The sequence below is a fragment of the Falsihalocynthiibacter sp. CO-5D18 genome (genome assembly GCF_041205445.1).
GTDB lineage: Bacteria > Pseudomonadota > Alphaproteobacteria > Rhodobacterales > Rhodobacteraceae > Falsihalocynthiibacter > Falsihalocynthiibacter arcticus.
The window spans coordinates 127577-144681 of record NZ_JBGFCF010000005.1; the positions used below are offsets into that span (position 1 = coordinate 127577).

At 52.7% G+C, this 17105-nt stretch carries 15 protein-coding genes; 10 read left to right on the forward strand and 5 right to left on the reverse strand.

Features of this window, described 5'->3' with window-relative positions; all coding sequences use genetic code 11:
* Positions 1–23: 23 nt before the first annotated feature.
* Positions 24–974, forward strand: coding sequence for a lipoyl synthase (gene lipA, locus AB9F27_RS08740; RefSeq protein WP_335585524.1), 951 nt, complete (start codon positions 24–26; stop codon positions 972–974).
* The gene (locus AB9F27_RS08745; RefSeq protein ID WP_335585525.1) at positions 971–2116 is read left to right on the forward strand and encodes an amidohydrolase; all 1146 of its coding nucleotides are present in this window, start codon (positions 971–973) and stop codon (positions 2114–2116) included. Before lipA ends, AB9F27_RS08745 begins: the two co-directional genes overlap by 4 nt.
* 196 nt (positions 2117–2312) lie before the next feature.
* Here the strand turns inward: AB9F27_RS08745 and hpt are convergent, their stop codons facing one another.
* The gene (hpt, locus tag AB9F27_RS08750; RefSeq protein ID WP_335585526.1) at positions 2313–2855 is read right to left on the reverse strand and encodes a hypoxanthine phosphoribosyltransferase; all 543 of its coding nucleotides are present in this window, start codon (positions 2853–2855) and stop codon (positions 2313–2315) included.
* A 72-nt stretch (positions 2856–2927) separates the two neighbouring features.
* On the opposite strand from hpt, the gene AB9F27_RS08755 reads away from it, so the two are divergent.
* The gene (locus AB9F27_RS08755; protein ID WP_039003581.1) at positions 2928–3380 is read left to right on the forward strand and encodes a type II toxin-antitoxin system RatA family toxin; all 453 of its coding nucleotides are present in this window, start codon (positions 2928–2930) and stop codon (positions 3378–3380) included.
* Positions 3381–3452: 72 nt separating this feature from the next.
* Positions 3453–4610, forward strand: a complete 1158-nt coding sequence (locus AB9F27_RS08760; protein WP_335585527.1) for a hypothetical protein — start codon at positions 3453–3455, stop codon at positions 4608–4610.
* A gap of 128 nt (positions 4611–4738) precedes the next feature.
* On the opposite strand, the gene AB9F27_RS08765 is transcribed toward AB9F27_RS08760, so the two are convergent.
* The 4 genes from AB9F27_RS08765 to AB9F27_RS08780 form a co-directional block, all read right to left on the reverse strand.
* Positions 4739–5917: an ammonium transporter gene (locus tag AB9F27_RS08765; protein ID WP_335585528.1), complete on the reverse strand. Its 1179-nt coding sequence runs from the start codon at positions 5915–5917 to the stop codon at positions 4739–4741.
* Between the two features lie 164 nt (positions 5918–6081).
* On the reverse strand, positions 6082–6546 hold the full coding sequence (locus AB9F27_RS08770) for a CinA family protein (RefSeq protein WP_369757655.1): 465 nt from the start codon (positions 6544–6546) through the stop codon (positions 6082–6084).
* Between the two features lie 2 nt (positions 6547–6548).
* The gene (locus AB9F27_RS08775) at positions 6549–7067 is read right to left on the reverse strand and encodes a phosphatidylglycerophosphatase A (protein ID WP_335585530.1); all 519 of its coding nucleotides are present in this window, start codon (positions 7065–7067) and stop codon (positions 6549–6551) included.
* The gene (locus AB9F27_RS08780; RefSeq protein WP_335585531.1) at positions 7064–8218 is read right to left on the reverse strand and encodes a bifunctional 2-C-methyl-D-erythritol 4-phosphate cytidylyltransferase/2-C-methyl-D-erythritol 2,4-cyclodiphosphate synthase; all 1155 of its coding nucleotides are present in this window, start codon (positions 8216–8218) and stop codon (positions 7064–7066) included. Before AB9F27_RS08780 ends, AB9F27_RS08775 begins: the two co-directional genes overlap by 4 nt.
* A 183-nt stretch (positions 8219–8401) precedes the next feature.
* Here AB9F27_RS08780 and dusB point away from each other — a divergent pair, with 183 nt between their 5' ends.
* The 6 genes from dusB (at position 8402) to trkA (ending at position 17104) form a co-directional block, all read left to right on the forward strand.
* A complete protein-coding gene (gene dusB / locus AB9F27_RS08785; RefSeq protein WP_335585532.1) occupies positions 8402–9400 on the forward strand; it encodes a tRNA dihydrouridine synthase DusB in 999 nt (332 codons plus the stop codon).
* The gene (locus tag AB9F27_RS08790; RefSeq protein ID WP_052274989.1) at positions 9393–10508 is read left to right on the forward strand and encodes a nitrogen regulation protein NR(II); all 1116 of its coding nucleotides are present in this window, start codon (positions 9393–9395) and stop codon (positions 10506–10508) included. The genes dusB and AB9F27_RS08790 overlap by 8 nt, the downstream gene beginning before the upstream one ends.
* Entirely contained in the window at positions 10508–11884 is a 1377-nt protein-coding gene (locus tag AB9F27_RS08795; RefSeq protein ID WP_039003549.1) for a sigma-54-dependent Fis family transcriptional regulator, read from the forward strand. Before AB9F27_RS08790 ends, AB9F27_RS08795 begins: the two co-directional genes overlap by 1 nt.
* 99 nt (positions 11885–11983) lie before the next feature.
* Positions 11984–14227, forward strand: coding sequence for an ATP-binding protein (locus AB9F27_RS08800; RefSeq protein WP_407067048.1), 2244 nt, complete (start codon positions 11984–11986; stop codon positions 14225–14227).
* Positions 14227–15642 (forward strand): sigma-54 dependent transcriptional regulator, encoded by a 1416-nt coding sequence (locus tag AB9F27_RS08805; protein WP_335585534.1) that lies wholly within the window; start codon positions 14227–14229, stop codon positions 15640–15642. The genes AB9F27_RS08800 and AB9F27_RS08805 overlap by 1 nt, the downstream gene beginning before the upstream one ends.
* Before the next feature lie 85 nt (positions 15643–15727).
* Positions 15728–17104 carry a Trk system potassium transporter TrkA gene (trkA, locus tag AB9F27_RS08810; protein WP_335585535.1) on the forward strand — a complete coding sequence of 459 codons (1377 nt, stop codon included), beginning with the start codon at positions 15728–15730 and terminating at the stop codon, positions 17102–17104.
* The last annotated feature ends 1 nt before the right edge of the window (position 17105 follow it).

Consider the following 17105-nt stretch of genomic DNA (forward strand, 5'->3'; position numbering starts at 1 on the left):
TGGTTAATCAAGGGAAATATTCTATGCGTGATCTAAAAATACCGGCCGAACGTCATCCTGAAAAGGCAAAACGTCCGGACAATCCACAGCCCAAGAAGCCAAGCTGGATCCGCGTAAAGGCGCCCGGCGGCAAAGGCTATGCCGAAACGCATAAGATTATGCGCGAGAATAAGCTGACCACGGTTTGCGAAGAAGCTGGCTGTCCGAACGTTGGCGAATGTTGGTCCCAAGGGCATGCCACGATGATGATTATGGGCGAGGTTTGTACCCGCGCATGCACTTTCTGTAACATCGCGACGGGCAAACCCCCCGAGGATTTGGATGCATTTGAACCGGGCCGTGTTGCCCATGCGGTCAAGAAACTGGGGCTCAATCACGTGGTGATTACCTCTGTGGATCGCGACGATATTGAGGATGGTGGTGCCGAACACTTCGCCCAGACCATCCGCGCCATTCGCAAGCAATCGCCCAATACAACGATCGAAATTCTGACGCCCGACTTTATTCGCTGTGACCCAAAGGTCCTCGAAGTGGTCGTTGAGGCGCGTCCTGATGTGTTCAATCACAATCTCGAAACGGTGCCCGGCCTTTATCCCGAAGTCCGGCCCGGTGCGCGCTATTTCCATTCTCTGCGCCTTTTGCAGAGGGTTAAAGAAATGGACCCGTCGATGTTTACTAAATCGGGTATCATGGTCGGCCTTGGCGAAGACAAGCAAGCCGTGATGCAAGTCATGGAAGACATGCGCGCCGCCGACATCGATTTCCTGACCATAGGTCAATATCTTCAGCCAACGCCCAAGCACCACGCGATTGATCGGTTTGTGACGCCCGAAGAATTCAAAACCTATGAAAAAGCCGCCTATGGCAAAGGGTTCCATATGGTTTCAGCCACGCCGCTCACCCGCAGTTCCTACCACGCTGGGGACGATTTCGCGCGCTTGCGGACGGCGCGTTTACAGAAATTGGGGCGTTGAGCGCGAGCCTCAATTGGGTTCGGGATTTGCGGCACGCATTGCACGTGATTGCGGAAGTTTCAGGCCAAGAACATAAAACTTCGGCGCTAATTGCGCAGGAGTTGAAGCGGTTTGCTCCCGATAAGATTCTAAAATCCGTCGGCGGGCAGGGTGTTATTGCCCTCTTTCATGGTTCGCAAGCTGGCCCGACTATTGGATTTCGCGCCGAGCTTGACGCGTTGCCGATTTATGAGTTGTCAGACATTTCCTACCGATCCGAAAACGACGGTGTTGCGCATCTATGTGGGCATGACGGGCATATGTGCATGGTACTTGCCCTTGCCGAAGAGCTTTCAAAACAGCGGCCCAAGTCAGGCACCGTCGCACTCATTTTCCAACCCGCCGAGGAAACAGGGCAGGGTGCAAAAGCCCTTGTTCAAGATCCGAAATTCGCGGGGTTAAAGCTGGATTACCTGTTTTCGCTCCACAATGCACCCGGACAGGACGTGGGGAAAATTCAAATTCCGGCAACGGCTGCCAATTGCGCTTCTCGGGGTTTGAAAATTATGCTGACGGGAAAAACCAGCCACGCGGCGGCTCCCCATGACGGGCTTTCCCCCATGCCAACCGTTGCCCGTCTGATGCCTGCTTTGGCCGCACTTGCGGACCCTTCCGGCGGCGTCCAATCGCCCGATTTTTCGCTCGTAACCCTGACGCATGCAACGCTCGGAAAACCAACCTTTGGAATCGCGCCCGGTTATGCCGAGATTTGGGCCACCCTGCGCAGTCGCTCGGACGCGGCAATGGTAAACCTGTGCCAACAGGCCGAAACACTTGCGACTCAGGCTGCGGCCGAAGTTGGACTTGAGCTGGAATTTTCCTACCATGACGTTTTTGACGCCTGCGAAAATCACCCTCAGGCGGTAAACCTGTTAAAAAAATCCCTGCGAAAGGCGCAAATTCCTTTTGAAATAGCCCAACAGCCGCAACTTTGGTCCGAGGATTTCGGGCAATATTCACAGTCAGCACACACGGCGATGTTCTGGCTTGGGTCGGGTACAGATCAACCCCAACTCCATACGCCAACCTATGATTTCCCAGATGAGATTTTACCCGTAGGAACGGGCGCTTTTCTGGCGGTAATCCGGGAATACCTAGGATAATCGCCTAATTCTGAACCTTAATTTTGGACGGGCGTTCGCGGCTCAACTCTTGTGGCCAACCAACCCAACGCTCCACAGAATAGATCAGTCCACAGACTAAAATCACTCCAAACACCAATATGATACGCCGCTTTGACGGTGGTTTGTCCGTCCACAAGCGCAGGCGTAACAAATGGCGCGGGTTGAGGCTCAAGATCTACTCCTCGGTGAAACGCACTTTGCCAATATACGGGAGGTTACGATTTCGTTGAGCAAAATCAATGCCATATCCAACAACAAACTCGTCGGGAATCTCAAACCCTGTCCAATCGGCGCGGAAATTAACCTCGCGTCGTTCGGGTTTATCAAGCAAAGCGCAGGTTTTTAGGCGCGCTGGGTTCCGGCTTAACAGCATATGCGTCACATGCGAGAGCGTGTGCCCCGTATCGACAATGTCCTCTACAACTAGGACATCGCGGCCTTCAATCGCACCGCGCAAATCTTTCAAAATGCGCACTTCGCGACTGCTCTCTGTGCTATTCCCATAGGAGGACGCCTCGAGAAAATCGACCTCTACGGGCAAATCCAATTCGCGCACAATGTCGGCGATAAACACAAAGGAGCCGCGCAGAAGGCCGACAACAATCAATTTATCCGTGTCTCGAAACTCGGCTTCAATCTCGTGGGCGAGTATTTCAATCCGAGCCGCAATCGATTTGGCCGAGATCATTTGGTCGATGACATATGGACGCGTTGGCATGAAACCCCCCTTGCATTTGGGCGCGGAGTACACGAAATGGGGGGGCAACGCCATGTAAAAATTGGAAACACAATGTCTAGCCACCAAGAAACGCGCATATTGCCCTATTCCGCCGAGCAGATGTACGATTTGGTCGCTGATGTGGCAAAATACCCTGAGTTCCTACCGTGGTGTAGTGGTGCACGCATTCGTTCCGTGACGCCGATTGACGGCGGCGACGAGGTTCTTGCGGACCTTGTGATCAGCTTCAAAGTGTTTCGCGAGCGTTTTGGCAGTCGCGTGCGTTTGTTTCCCGCGCAAAGCTTGATTGAGACAGAATATCTTGATGGACCATTTAAATACCTCAAAAGCCATTGGAAATTCCGTGACATTGATGCTGGTGGTTGCGAAGTAGAGTTCTATGTGGATTTTGAGTTCAAAAACATCATTCTGCAGAAACTCATCGGTGTCGTTTTTAACGAAGCCATGCATCGCATTGTGAGAGCCTTTGAAATCCGTGCCAAGTATTTATACCCGATGCCTTAAAGGTCCCTATTGGAGTTCCTTTTTGTTTTTTTGACTAGGAAGGATAACAATGTCTGAAAATAGGAAGAAAAAATGAAGGAAGTCATACTACACATCGGAATGCACAAAACAGGATCGTCATCCATTCAGGCGAGCCTCGAAAACTACTCCGATGAAACCACGACTTATGCACGCTTTGAGGAGACTAACCACTCAATGGCGCTCTCCACTATTTTTTCCGATACGCGATATGACTATCATCTCTGGAAGATTGTGGGCCTTTCCAAAGATGAGATTGACGACAAAAAAAGACACTATCTAGAGGTTCTTGAAAAAGATTTAGTTGATCCCAAATTTGAAAGGTTAATTATTTCTGGAGAAGGCATTAGCATGTTGCTCTGGGAGGAAAAACGTTCATTGCTTCGCTTCTTTAAGTCTAGAGGTATTCGGGTCAAGGTTGTCTGTTTTGTGCGTGCGCCCAATGACTTCGCTACATCTGCAATTCAGGAACGTATTAAAGGCGGTGCCCTTAAAACTCTGCCATATATGGACCCTGTCTATAGGCAGCGCTTACTGTACTTTAGTAAAAATCTACCAAAGGAAAGCTTGATCGTAAAAGATTTTGCAGATGTTGTGAGCGAATATGGTGATGTCGTTACGGGCTTTGCAGCTATTTGTGGGTTGGACAGTGAACGCATTGACCGAAAGCGGGTGAATGAATCTTTGTCGGCGACCGCAACGAAGCTTGTGTACCGGCTTAATAAGCTACCTATTACTATTTTCGGTAATCATGACCGCGTTATGGCGAGACAAAAACTAATAAACATTCTATCAATGGCTTTTCCTACTTCAGGTGATGATAAGCTTGATGCTGGCGTCCTGTGCGGGCTTTTGAGTCCTACAGTAGATGATGATGCAAAGTTTCTCCTAGATAGCTTTCACGTGGATTTCACTCAAGTTTCGCATGCGTCAAATTTGGACTCTTGCGAAAAATATCTTTCCGATTTGTCGGACATAACGCCAAAACTATTATTTGATGCCTTGAAAAAACAACAAGTCCGATTGCCGCGCTGCAATACGATTGATGAGATTCTTACGAAATTATATCAAGAATGTTTACAAGAACGCTCTAACGTTTCCAAACTTGAATCTAGTGTCACGCACCTCCGTAATCTTGCATTGAAAACCGGAGAGCAAGGATGGCTCTTTAGGAGCGGAAAGCATGTGTGGAAGTTTTGGCATCGGAGATAGGGTAGATTTAGCATGCTTGTTTCCGGTTATAGCTTAGAAAAGCGGCGGAAAAGTTAGTCGGTGCCTTGCGTTTTTCCAAAAAAATAGGACCGCGCAGCAAAGCACGGCCCCATTATTGTATTCGCTGACTACGAGTTGAATTCGTAAGCGCGCTCACCGTGTTCTTCGAGGTCGAGGCCATTTGCCTCCATTTCCTCTGTCACGCGGAACATCACGACCATGCTGGCCAATTTGACCAAAACCACAGTGACAACCAGTGTAAATCCGCCCACGATTGCCAGCGAGCCGAGTTGCGCTGTCCATGTGCCATAGCCAAACACCGCAATCATAATCGTGCCGAAAATACCGCCAACACCGTGCACCGCAAACACGTCCAATGTGTCGTCTAATTTGATGCCGTTGCGGATGAAATTCACGGCTTCCTGACACAGAATGCCTGCGACGGCGCCGATGATCAGGGCTTCGACGGGGCCAACGAATCCCGAAGCGGGCGTGATCGACGCAAGGCCCGCGATGGTCCCTGTGACAATCCCCACGAGGCTGGCTTTGCCATATTTAACACGTTCCCAGAAGGCCCACGTAAGTGAAGCGGTTGCCGCTGAAATATGTGTGACGGTGATCGCCATAGCTGCGCCGCCGTCTGCTGCGAGCTGTGATCCGCCGTTAAAGCCAAACCATCCAACCCAAAGCATGGACGCGCCGAGCATCACCAATGGCGGCGAGTGGGGCGGCTTGGTCGCCACCCTGCGCGCGCCCAACATCACCGCCAAAACGAGGGCTGCGATCCCTGCCGTTTCATGCACAACGATGCCGCCCGCGAAGTCTTTGACGCCGACCGCGCCAAATATCCCGCCGTCCGACAGGAATCCTCCGCCCCAAATCCAGTGGACCACGGGCGCATAGCACAACAGCATCCACAGGCCCGAAAACAACATTACAAACCCAAAACCGATCCGCTCAACATAAGCCCCAACGATCAACGCGGGTGTGATGATCGCGAAGGTCATTTGGAACGCAAAGAACAATACTTCCGGCAGAGTTCCCGTGAGGCTGTCGACAGTCACCCCATCGAGAAACATTTTGCCCAAGCCGCCCCAATAGGCGTTCCCGTCGCCAAACGCGATGGTATAACCAAAGGCGAACCATAGAACGCTCATTAAACACGCAATTGCATAACAATGCATGAAGACGCTGAGCACATTGCGCGCCCGCACGAGTCCGCCATAAAACAGCGCAAGCCCTGGTATTGTCATAAACAAAACCAAAGCCGTTGCGACCAAAATCCAAGCTGTATCTGCCCCGTTCATATTCCGCTCCGTTCGTTCCAAAAATCCGGTGTTAAGGGGTTGAAGCGACTTGTGCTTGCTGAGGAAAGAGGCAAGGGCCTGCCTTGGGGTCTAAAATACGGGCAGTTCTAAAAGTCGCTAAAATATGCGCAGTATTTTAGCGTCCTGCACAAAAAAACGTCAAATTAAGAAAGTGCGCGTAGCAAAAGTGCGAGGGCGTGGTCTCGGGCTTTTATCCGCACATTGTCGCGCCCTAAAGCGCCAAATTCGACGGTTTCACTATGTGTGTCCTGCCCCAAACCAGCGACTCCAAAACACACGCGCCCCTCGGGTTTAAACTCGCTACCACCGGGGCCGGCGATCCCCGTGATCGACACCGCAAGGGTGGCGTTTGAATGCGCGAGCGCGCCCTCGGCCATCTCACGTGCCACTTCCTTCGAGACAGCGCCGTGGGCCTTAAGAGTAGTGGCGCTGACGTTTAACATGTCCTGTTTTGCTTGATTGGTATAGGTGATGAAACCGCGATCAAACATGGCAGAGCTTCCCGCGGCGTCGGTCAAAGCCGCGCTGACCATGCCGCCCGTGCAGCTTTCAGCTGTCGCAATCAATGTCTGCTTTACCTTAGCCTTTTCAAGAATTTGCGCGGCCAAGCTCATGTCAGGATAATGTGATAAAGCGCAGCAAAGGCGACAACCACAATCGCCGACATCACGCCTGCGATCACGTCGTCGAGCATGACGCCAATTGCATCGTCGCGCTCGTCCGCCCAGCCAACAGGGCCTGGTTTCGTGATGTCAAAAAGCCGGAAAGCGGCAAAGGCGACGATCCAACCCGGATAGAGTGCCAAAATCGACGCCCCCATGATCTGTGCGCCATAAGACACAGGTAAAAGCGCGATCCACATGCCAGCAACTTCATCAATTACGATCTCACTGGGGTCGTGATCTGTCTTGCCGCGCGTTTCCTTTTCAATAGCCCAAACCCCGATAAAAATAACCGCAATGGTGGCCAAAACCGCCCCCGAAAACCCACCATACAGATGTACGAGCAGGAAGACGGGCAGGGCCGCGAGGCTTCCCCATGTGCCCGGAGCGGGTTTAATCAGGCCTGCGCCGAAGAATACCGCGATGTGTTTGCTGGCTTGGGCCGAGAAGTTTGCGAGTTTGCTCATTTTTTCACCAATGTTGCGGTCGCGATCGAGGCAATGCCTTCGCCGCGCCCAGTAAATCCAAGGCGTTCGGATGTTGTTGCTTTCACACTCACACGATTCACCTCCATGTTCATAATTTCGGCCATTACTATTCGCATATTGGCCGCGTGGGGGCCGATTTTGGGGAATTCACAGATCAAAGTGCAATCCACATTCGAGATTGAAAACCCCATTTCCGTCGCCAGTTCCACTGCGTGACGTAAGAAAATATGGCTTTCAGCGCCCTTCCACTGGGGATCACTTGGGGGAAAATGCTGGCCAATATCTCCCTGCGCCAAGGCACCATAAATTGCATCCGTCACTGCGTGCATACCGACATCTGCATCCGAATGTCCTTGGAGGCCGCGCTCGAAGGGGACGCGCACTCCGCATAAGACAACATGGTCACCCGTGCCAAATCTATGCACGTCAAAGCCATTTCCAAGGCGAATATCCATCGGGTCTTCTTTCATCGCTAAGAGTCGTTCCGCGCGGTCAAAATCTGCGGGATAAGTGAGTTTTAGGTTGTCTTCGTGGCCTTGAGTTATGGTTACGTCTATCCCTAAACTAAGGGCGAGTTCCACATCATCTGCGGCAGCTATACCAGAAGCATGCGCCGTACGAATAGTATTTATTTCAAAGCCTTGCGGCGTTTGTGCGCGGTATAATCCATCTCTTGCCTGCGGGGCGGTTACCTGCCCGTCAGCCCCGCGCCAAAGCGCATCTGTTACGGCAAGAGCAGGAGCGGCGGCGGGACCAGTTTTAAGAGCTTCAATCACGCCATCAATGGTCGATTTTGCAACCAAGGGGCGTGCGCCGTCGTGGATTAACACATGGGTGATCGGGGAAGGAATTTGCGCAAGTCCGCGGGCGACCGAGGCGGAGCGACTATCGCCGCCCTCCACATATATCACATCGGTTCGGCCTTTGAGGGCGTCGCGCGCGCACTCCACTCCACCCATTGGCGCAACAATGATTATTTCGGAAATCAACGGGTGGTTGGAAAAGCAATCGACCGTGTGAGCCACAACCGCGCTCCCCGCGAGCATTTGGAACTGTTTCGCACGCCCAGACCTGTCTGCGCCCATGCGAGACCCATTTCCAGCGGCAACAATTAAAGCAGCAATGCGCATAGGGGATTGTTAACTTTCGTTGTTTTCACGCCCCTTGTTTAAGCAATGCGCGCTTTGAGAACAATGGGCGAGTTGCTGCCTAAATTTTATGCAATGCGTGTTTTTCGCGCAGAATGCACCGTCGCGGAATTGCCTTTTGCTTTTGTGGGGCGTAGCACTGAAATGTGCACAAGGATTAGGCGTTTGACCATTAATATTGCAGATATCATTTTGGACCCACCGGTCCTATTGGCGCCATTGGCCGGAATTACGGATTTGCCGTTTCGCAATCTGGTGTCGTCCTTTGGGGCAGGGTTGGTCGTAAGCGAAATGGTTGCCAGTCAAGAAATGTTTCAGGGCAAACCCGGCGTGCGCGAACGGGCCGAACTAGGGTTTGATAGCAGCAATACCTCGGTTCAGATCGCCGGAAAAGACGCCTATTGGATGGGCGAAGCCGCCAAAATGATCCAAGATAACGGCGCGCGTGTGATCGACATTAATATGGGCTGTCCGGCGAAAAAAGTCGTGAACGGCTATTCAGGGTCCGCCCTGATGAAAGATTTGGACCATGCGCTGACGCTGATTGAGGCTGTTGTTGAGGCCGTTTCGGTGCCTGTCACGCTTAAAACGCGTTTGGGTTGGGACGACGCTTTGCTTAACGCGCCCGAACTCGCGGCCCGCGCAGAGGCGGCGGGCATCCGCATGATTACGATCCACGGACGGACTCGCTGCCAGTTTTACAAAGGTCGCGCCGACTGGGAAGCGATTGCCGGTGTCAAAGCCGCCGTTTCCATTCCCGTCGTGGCGAATGGGGACATTATCAATGCCGACACCGCGCGTCAGGCCCTTGCACAATCTGGCGCGGATGGTGTGATGATTGGCCGTGGCGCACAGGGAGTGCCGTGGATTTTGGCACAGGTTGCCGCCGATCTTTTTGGCTCCGCACCCCCCGAAATCCCGCAGGGAAATGCCCTGATCGACATGGTTTCGGGGCACTATGAAGCCATGCTTGAATTCTATCCCGTCCCTCTTGGCGGGCGCGTCGCACGCAAACATCTGGGCTGGTACATGGATGGCGTTCACACCCCAGCCGCCCTGCGCAAAGCCGTTTTAATCGAGAAAAACCCCAAAACTGTGTTGGCGCTACTGCCCGATGCTCTTTCTCCTGACCATTGCCCGATCGAAGGACTAACCGATGATTGAATATGACATTGACCTCTGGGCGTCGCTGCCAATTCCAGCGCTGATCCTTGACGATGCAGACTGCATTCTCGAGAGCAATGCCGTTGCCGAAGCCTTTTTAAACTCCTCCGCAAAAATGCTCATAGGGGCGTCGGTGTGGGACAAAGTTATGATCGACTCGCCGCTCGAAACCAGCTTTCAGCGTGTCCGAAAAGACCATTCCGCGTTATTTATCAATGATGTCGACGTGGGAAGTGGCGAGCGCGCGCCCGTGCTGTGCAACATTCAAATTGCGTCCCTGAGCTCTAGTAAAGGCGAGCGGACGGGTAAAATCCTCCTGCTGATATCGCCGCGCGAAATTGCCGATCGTTTAGGGCGGAGCCATTCGGTCAAAACTTCGGCGAAATCCGCGATCGGGATGGCGGAAATGCTGGCCCATGAGATTAAAAACCCGCTCGCGGGCATTACGGGGGCCGCGCAACTCTTGGCGATGAACCTGTCGAATGATGATCAAGAAATGACCGACCTCATTGTCCAAGAATGCCGTCGGATTGTGAAACTTCTGGAGCAAGTCGAGCAATTTGGCAATGTCCTCAAACCCCAGTGTACCGCCGTGAATATCCATGATGTGCTTGATCGCGCGCGGCGTTCGGCGATGGTGGGTTTTGGCGCACATATGGAAATCATTGAGGATTACGATCCCTCCATGCCACCCACATGGGGTGATATGGACCAGCTCCTACAGGCGTTCCTCAACCTTTTGAAAAACGCCTCGGAGGCCAATAAAAACGGCGGCAAAATCCGTATTCATACCTTCTATGAAAACTCGATGCGCCTACGTCGGACAGACGGGTCTGGCTCGGTCCCGCTTCAAATTGAGATCATTGACGATGGCCCTGGATTGCCGAGCGAAATTGCGGGGGACATCTTTGAACCCTTTGTTTCGGGGCGTGAGAATGGCACGGGGCTTGGCCTTGCGTTGGTGAGTAAAATCATCTCGGAGCACCAAGGCTGGATTGCCGTTGACTCGTCCCCCGGGCGCACCGTGTTTCGGATTTCGCTGCCTGTTGCCCCAAAAGAATCCGCAGTTGATGCGCCCAACACTCAAAATAAAACGGAGATCCTATAATGGACGGTACAGTTCTTGTCGCTGACGACGACCGCACAATTCGCACAGTTCTAACGCAAGCACTGACTCGGGCGGGCTGTAAAGTGCACGCAACCTCGTCGTTAATGACGTTGATGCGATGGGTCGAAGAAGGGAAGGGCGATTTGGTGATTTCCGATGTGATGATGCCCGACGGCAATGGCATAGAGGCCCTGCCACGCATCGGAGAATTGCGCCCCGGATTGCCGGTAATTGTGATTTCCGCCCAAAACACGATTATGACCGCGATCCAAGCTGCCGAAGCCGAGGCCTATGACTATTTGCCTAAGCCGTTTGACCTGCCCGATTTGATGAAACGCGCCGCGCGCGCTCTTGAGATTAAACGCCGCGTCAATCCCTTGTCCCACGAGACCGGCGCGCCGCGAGAATCCACCCAAGATGATCTGCCGTTGGTGGGGCGCACGGCCCAAATGCAAACCCTCTATCGACTGGTAGCGCGAGTGATGAACACCGACTTGACGGTGATGATCTCGGGTGAAAGTGGCACGGGCAAGTCGTTGATCGCGCGAGCAATTCACGACTTTTCTGACCGCCGCACTCAGCCATTCATTGTGGCCTCCGCCAATGATTTGCAGGGCATGGACGGGCCAGCCACCGTTATTTCACGCGCCAAAGGCGGCTCGATCCTGTTTGACGAAGTGGGCGATCTCGACGCCGACGCACAGGCCCGTGTAGTGCGTATGTTGGATAGTTTTGGCGATAATGCACCGCGTATTATGGCGACGAGTCAGTCGAATTTGAGCCTGAAAATGGAGGCAGGGACGTTCCGCCAAGACCTCTATTACCGCCTCTGTGGTGTGACCATCACGGTGCCGTCCCTGCGCGAACGGGTCGATGATATCCCGCTTCTTGCTGAACATTTCCTTGCGAAGGCTGAGCGCGAAGGAGCCTCTTTGCGTCGGATTGGACCGGATGCAATGGAACTCATTCGCGCCTTTAGCTGGCCTGGAAATGTACGCCAGTTGGAGAATTCCGTGCGCCGTTTGGTTTTGACCAGCGTCGGCGAAGAAATTAATCGGGCCGAAGTTGAGCTTGTCCTCGGGAATCAGCCAGTAATCGAACCCGCGAATGGTGGCCGCGAGGGCGAATTGCTCTCGGCCTCGGTGGCAAAACATCTGCGTCGTTATTTTGACCTTCATGGCGGTGCGTTGCCGCCGACAGGCGTTTATCAACGTATTCTGCGTGAAGTTGAGACGCCATTGATCGAGATATCACTTGATGCAACGGGTGGAAATCAGGCGAAATGCGCCGATTTACTTGGGATTAACCGAAATACTCTCAGAAAGAAGATCACAGAGCTCGAAATTAACGTGACACGCCGCCGCAAATTGATGTAAAAGAGCAACATACCCGTTGCAAGAAGGCTGCTACCCTTGTGACAGACGGTATATATTGTGGCGTGCCTATCGAAGGGCACAGTATCTTTGGGGGACGCGGTGCCAAGTTTGGTCCGTAGTGCGACATTCAATAGGCTTATACGTTTAAGGCGCCAAAAGCGTTTTCAAAACTTCGCGACCCTCGGAATGGTGGTTTTGGGGCCTATTCTGGCTGCTGCGACGTTTGTGATTCTTGGGCCACTGGAAGTTTCGACAGGCCCCAATAGTCTGCGGCTGATTCTGCTGGCGGATATGATCTATGCCCTCGTCGTTGCGGCCTTGGTTCTCCAACAAGTCGTGCGCATGGTGTCTGCACGGCGGGCAAAATCCGCGGGTTCAAAACTCCACCTTCGACTGACGGGTGTTTTTGCCCTCGTGACGCTTTTGCCGACCATTTTGGTCGCTGTGTTCGCCATGTTGACGGTGAATGTCGGGATTGAAGGCTGGTTTTCGGACCGTGTGCGACAGGTGGTTTCAAGCTCACTGGATGCCGCCCAAGCCTATGAAGCCGAGCATCGTCGCGATCTTGTTTCCGACGCCGAGCAGCTTGGAAATGACATCGACATTGAGGCCTTGGGGAATTTTCGCATGTCCGACGGCGATTTGCGCGAGATTTTGACCAATGCCCAAGCCAATGTGCAACGCGGCCTGCGCGAAGCTTTTGTCGTTGACGGGGCAGGGACCATTCGGGCCCGCGGGGATCGGTCTTATTTGTTCAACTATGAACAACCCAAATCTTCTGATTTTGACAAAGCCAGCAAGGGCGAAACTGTTGTCATTAAGGACTGGGAAAACAACGAATTTCGCGCCCTTGTCGCGCTTTCAGGGCTAACAGATCGCTACCTGTACCTGTCGCGAGAGGTCGATGGGGATATCCTAAGCCTGTTGGACGAAACAAAACAAAACGTTTCCCTTTATGAACAATTGGAAAAGGATCGCGGTAAAATCCTGTTTGAGTTTGGCCTGCTGTACCTTGGGTTTGCCGTCATTTTGATCCTTGCCGCGATTTGGCTCGGACTTTGGTTTGCGGAGCGTCTTGCGCGACCCGTGGGACGGTTGACCAGTGCGGCGCAACAGGTTGGCGCAGGCAATTTGAACGTGCGCGTATATGAGGAGGCTGGCGACGACGAAATCGCGCTCCTGTCGCAATATTTCAACCAAATGACGGGGCAATTGCGGGAGCAACGGGAGACTTTGCTCCAGAATACACGCCAAATTGAGGATCGCCGCCGCCTTTTTGATTCCGTTTTAAGCTCGGTCACGTCCGGCGTTGTCGGGTTGGATGCGGATGGAGGCGTTGATTTTGTAAACCGTTCGGCACAGGGGTTGTTGAATATAAATGACTCTGGCAATCAAAAGCTGTCGCTTGCGGTGCCAGAATTCGGTGACTTTTTTGCCCGCACACAAGCCAACCGTGCAGAATCCGCGCAGGAAGAAGTTCTTGTCGTGCGGGACGGGAAGCAAGAAAACCTCCTCGTGCGGATCGCCCCACGGCGCGGTTCCGGTGGCGCATTGGAAGGGTACGTTGTGGCCTTTGACGATGTGACCGACCTCGTTTCTGCCCAACGCATGGCCGCTTGGGGCGATGTGGCGCGTCGGATCGCGCATGAAATTAAAAACCCGTTGACGCCAATCCAGCTATCGGCGGAACGCTTAAAGCGAAAATATTCCTCAAAGCTTTCGGAAGAAGATGCAGAAGGCATGGCCTATATGACCGATGTTATTGTGCGTAAAACCAATGACTTGCGGCGTATTGTTGATGAGTTTTCCAAGTTTGCGCGCATGCCAGAACCAGAACTCCGCAGTCATGATCTGACCGAAATTATGCGGGACGCCGTTCATCTGCAAACGGGTGCGCTTGATCCCGTGAAGTTAGTCGCTGAGTTGCCAGAGGAGCCTATATTTGCGGATGTGGATTCAACGATGATCGCACAAGCCTTGACCAACATAATTAAGAACGCGGGCGAAGCGGTTGAAACACATGTCGAAAATGGCGTTCCAGATGGGTTTATTCCTATGGTAAAAATTAATATGGAAGCAGATGACGAGACACTGCGCATTCGTATTTCCGACAATGGCATTGGCTTTCCTATTGATCGCTCACGCTTGTTTGAGCCGTACGTAACAACACGCGATAAGGGCACGGGCCTTGGCCTGCCCATCGTTAAGAAAATCATCGAGGAGCACGGCGGGACGCTGGCGCTTTTGGATGCAGAAATATTTGGAAACACAACACATGCAGGCGCTTGTGTGGCTGTTGCCCTTCCTTTGGGCACGCCAAAAAAACTGAAAGAGGTGAGCTGATGAGTGACATTCTTATTGTTGACGACGAACGTGATATTCGTGAACTAATATCGGATATCCTTAAAGATGAAGGCTTTACAACGCGTCTTGCAAGTAACTCTGACGAGTGTATGGATCAAATAGCTTCTGAGCCTCCGAGTTTGATGATCCTTGATATTTGGCTGAAAGATAGCCAAATGGACGGCATCGACATCCTGAAATCGGTGAAGCGCAGCCATCCCGATGTGCCTATTGTGATTATTTCTGGTCACGGGAATATCGAAATCGCCGTCGCCGCGATAAAACAGGGTGCCTATGATTTCATTGAGAAACCCTTCAATATTGACCAGCTTTTGGTCGTTATTACGCGGGCGATGGAAACGTCGCGCTTGCGCCGTGAGAATAGTGAGTTGCGCCGTCGGGACGTAACGCTCAGTGAAATGATTGGATCTAGTTCCGCCTATAAGGCCTTGAAATCAAACCTTGAAAAAGTCACCAAATCCAATGGCCGCATTATGCTGCGGGGACCTGCTGGGTCGGGCAAGGAAAGCGCTGCGCGGTATATTCACAGCGAAAGTGATCGCGCGTCTGCACCGTTTATCGTGGTTAATTCCGCGTCAATTGAACCCGAGCGGATGGAAGAAGTCCTGTTTGGGCGCGAAAGCCCAGAACGCGGGATTGAAACTGGGTTGCTTGAGGAAGCGCATGGCGGCGTTATCTACTTTGATGAAGTTGCCGATATGCCGATGGGGACGCAGAGCAAGATCCTGCGCGTTTTAGTCGATCAGCAATTTCAACGCGTGGGCGGCGGCGAAAAGGTTCGCGTTGATATTCGCGTTATATCGAGCACAAACAGGAACTTGCAGGCCGAGATTGAAGCTGGAAATTTCCGTCAGGAGCTTTTTCATCGTTTGAATGTCGTGCCGATCACCGTGCCCTCGCTTGAAGACCGTCGGGAAGATATTCCCGAGTTGGCCGTCGCCTTTATCGCAGCCTTTAACAAGGATCAGGGGCTACCTTTGCGACATCTTTCGGAGGAAGCGCAGGCCTTGTTACAGACCATGAGTTGGCCTGGAAACGTGCGCCAGTTGAAAAACGTCATCGAACGCATTCTAATTCTTGGCAATGACAGCGAGATTATTGAGGCAAGCGATTTGCCGCAACAGGGCGAGCCGTCTGGTGGGAGCTCGGGCGTTGTTCTTTCGGCGGGTTTGGCGACCTTGCCGCTTCGTGAAGCGCGTGAATTGTTTGAACGCGAGTATTTAATGACGCAAATCAATCGGTTCGGCGGAAATATAAGCCGCACCGCAACCTTTGTTGGTATGGAACGCAGCGCGCTTCATCGCAAACTTAAGTCGCTTGGGATTGTGACCAGCAATAAGACGGGTGCGCGGGTTGCGCATATTGACGATTTTGAGGGCGAGGACTTGGAATAAGCATCACCAATTGACGCACTCAAGGGCATAGGCCATAGATTGCTACAAATGAGAACCCATTGAAGAAGCACAAAAGGGCAGTTTTATGAAGGTCATCATCTGTGGCGCGGGACAAGTTGGCTGGCAAATCGCCCGCCATCTTTCGGGTGAACGCAACGATGTAACGGTTGTGGATAACAATGCCGAACTGGTGCGGCGCGCTATGGATACCTTGGAAGTTCAAGGGGTTGCAGGGTTTGCGAGCTATCCGGATGTTCTCAAGGCGGCGGGGGCAAGTGATGCGGATATGATCATCGCGGCGACCCATTCGGACGAAGTGAATATGGTGACCTGCCAAATCGCCCACTCGATTTTTTCCGTGCCCCGCAAAGTGGCCCGTTTGCGCAGTAAATCGTATCTCGATGCCATTTATTCCGATCTTTATCGCCGCGATCACATGCCGATCGACGTGGTTATTTCCCCTGAGAAAGAGGTTGCTGCTGCGGCCTTGCAACGCCTCGCGGCGCCTGCTGCCTTTGATACAGAAAGTTTTCTCAACGGCAAAAGCCAGCTTTTGGGGCTTCAACTTGATGCGGATTGTCCGGTTCTAAATACGCCCTTGCGTCAGTTGACGGATTTGTTTTCAACCCTCTCGGCGAACGTGGTTGGTGTGCGTCGCAAAGGGACATTGTTTGCGCCTGTGCCCAATGATCAGCTGTTCGCTGGCGACCAAATTTACGTATTTACTAACAGCGAAGACGTGGCACGTACCTTGGAAGTGTTCGGAAAAGTCCAGCACAAACAAGACCGTGTGGTTATTTTGGGTGGTGGGAATGTGGGGCTTGCCGTGGCCTTGGCGTTGGAAGCAAAAGGCCGCACCGTGCGCACAAAAGTGATTGAGCGCGACCGTGCCATTGCTGAAAAAGCCGCTGACACTTTGGAGCGGACCATCGTTTTGAACGGCGACGGGTTAAGTCCTGAATTGCTTGAAGAGGCCGGAATTGATCGTTCAGACGCTATTTTATGTGTCACCGACGATGATAAAACCAATCTATTGGCCGCGGTGCGCGCCAAGGGTTTGGGCTGTAAAATGGCGATCTGCTTGGTGAATGACCCGTCCTTGGTGCCACTTTTGGCCCCCATGGGGATCGACGCCTATATCAACCCGCGGTCCACAACTGTGAGTTCTATTTTGCGCCATATCCGGCATGGCCGTGTGCGCGAAGTTTACTCCATTGGCGACGCAGAAGCCGAAGTGATCGAGGCGCAAGTGCTCTCGACAAGTCCGATTTCGGGACGGGCGCTGAGGGATATTGAATTCCCTGAGGGTGTTTTGGTGGGCGCCGTTTTGAGCAAGGGCGTCGTGTCGCGGCCCGAAGGCTCCATGCGGATCGAAGAGGGCGATGTGTTAACCATTTTCACCATGGCCGCCGACGTGCCTGAGGTCGAGCGCCTCTTGCAGGTTTCGATCGACTTTTTCTAGC

Excerpts from the sequence above, each read along its gene's own strand:
- AB9F27_RS08795 (WP_039003549.1), top strand. The coding sequence starts at position 10,508 with ATGGACGGTACAGTTCTTGTCGCTGACGACGACCGCACAATTCGCACA.
- AB9F27_RS08790 (WP_052274989.1), top strand. The coding sequence starts at position 9,393 with ATGATTGAATATGACATTGACCTCTGGGCGTCGCTGCCAATTCCAGCG.
- lipA (WP_335585524.1), top strand. The coding sequence starts at position 24 with ATGCGTGATCTAAAAATACCGGCCGAACGTCATCCTGAAAAGGCAAAA.
- AB9F27_RS08780 (WP_335585531.1), bottom strand. The coding sequence starts at position 8,218 with ATGCGCATTGCTGCTTTAATTGTTGCCGCTGGAAATGGGTCTCGCATG.
- trkA (WP_335585535.1), top strand. The coding sequence starts at position 15,728 with ATGAAGGTCATCATCTGTGGCGCGGGACAAGTTGGCTGGCAAATCGCC.
- AB9F27_RS08775 (WP_335585530.1), bottom strand. The coding sequence starts at position 7,067 with ATGAGCAAACTCGCAAACTTCTCGGCCCAAGCCAGCAAACACATCGCG.
- AB9F27_RS08755 (WP_039003581.1), top strand. The coding sequence starts at position 2,928 with ATGTCTAGCCACCAAGAAACGCGCATATTGCCCTATTCCGCCGAGCAG.
- AB9F27_RS08765 (WP_335585528.1), bottom strand. The coding sequence starts at position 5,917 with ATGAACGGGGCAGATACAGCTTGGATTTTGGTCGCAACGGCTTTGGTT.
- AB9F27_RS08805 (WP_335585534.1), top strand. The coding sequence starts at position 14,227 with ATGAGTGACATTCTTATTGTTGACGACGAACGTGATATTCGTGAACTA.
- AB9F27_RS08760 (WP_335585527.1), top strand. The coding sequence starts at position 3,453 with ATGAAGGAAGTCATACTACACATCGGAATGCACAAAACAGGATCGTCA.
- hpt (WP_335585526.1), bottom strand. The coding sequence starts at position 2,855 with ATGCCAACGCGTCCATATGTCATCGACCAAATGATCTCGGCCAAATCG.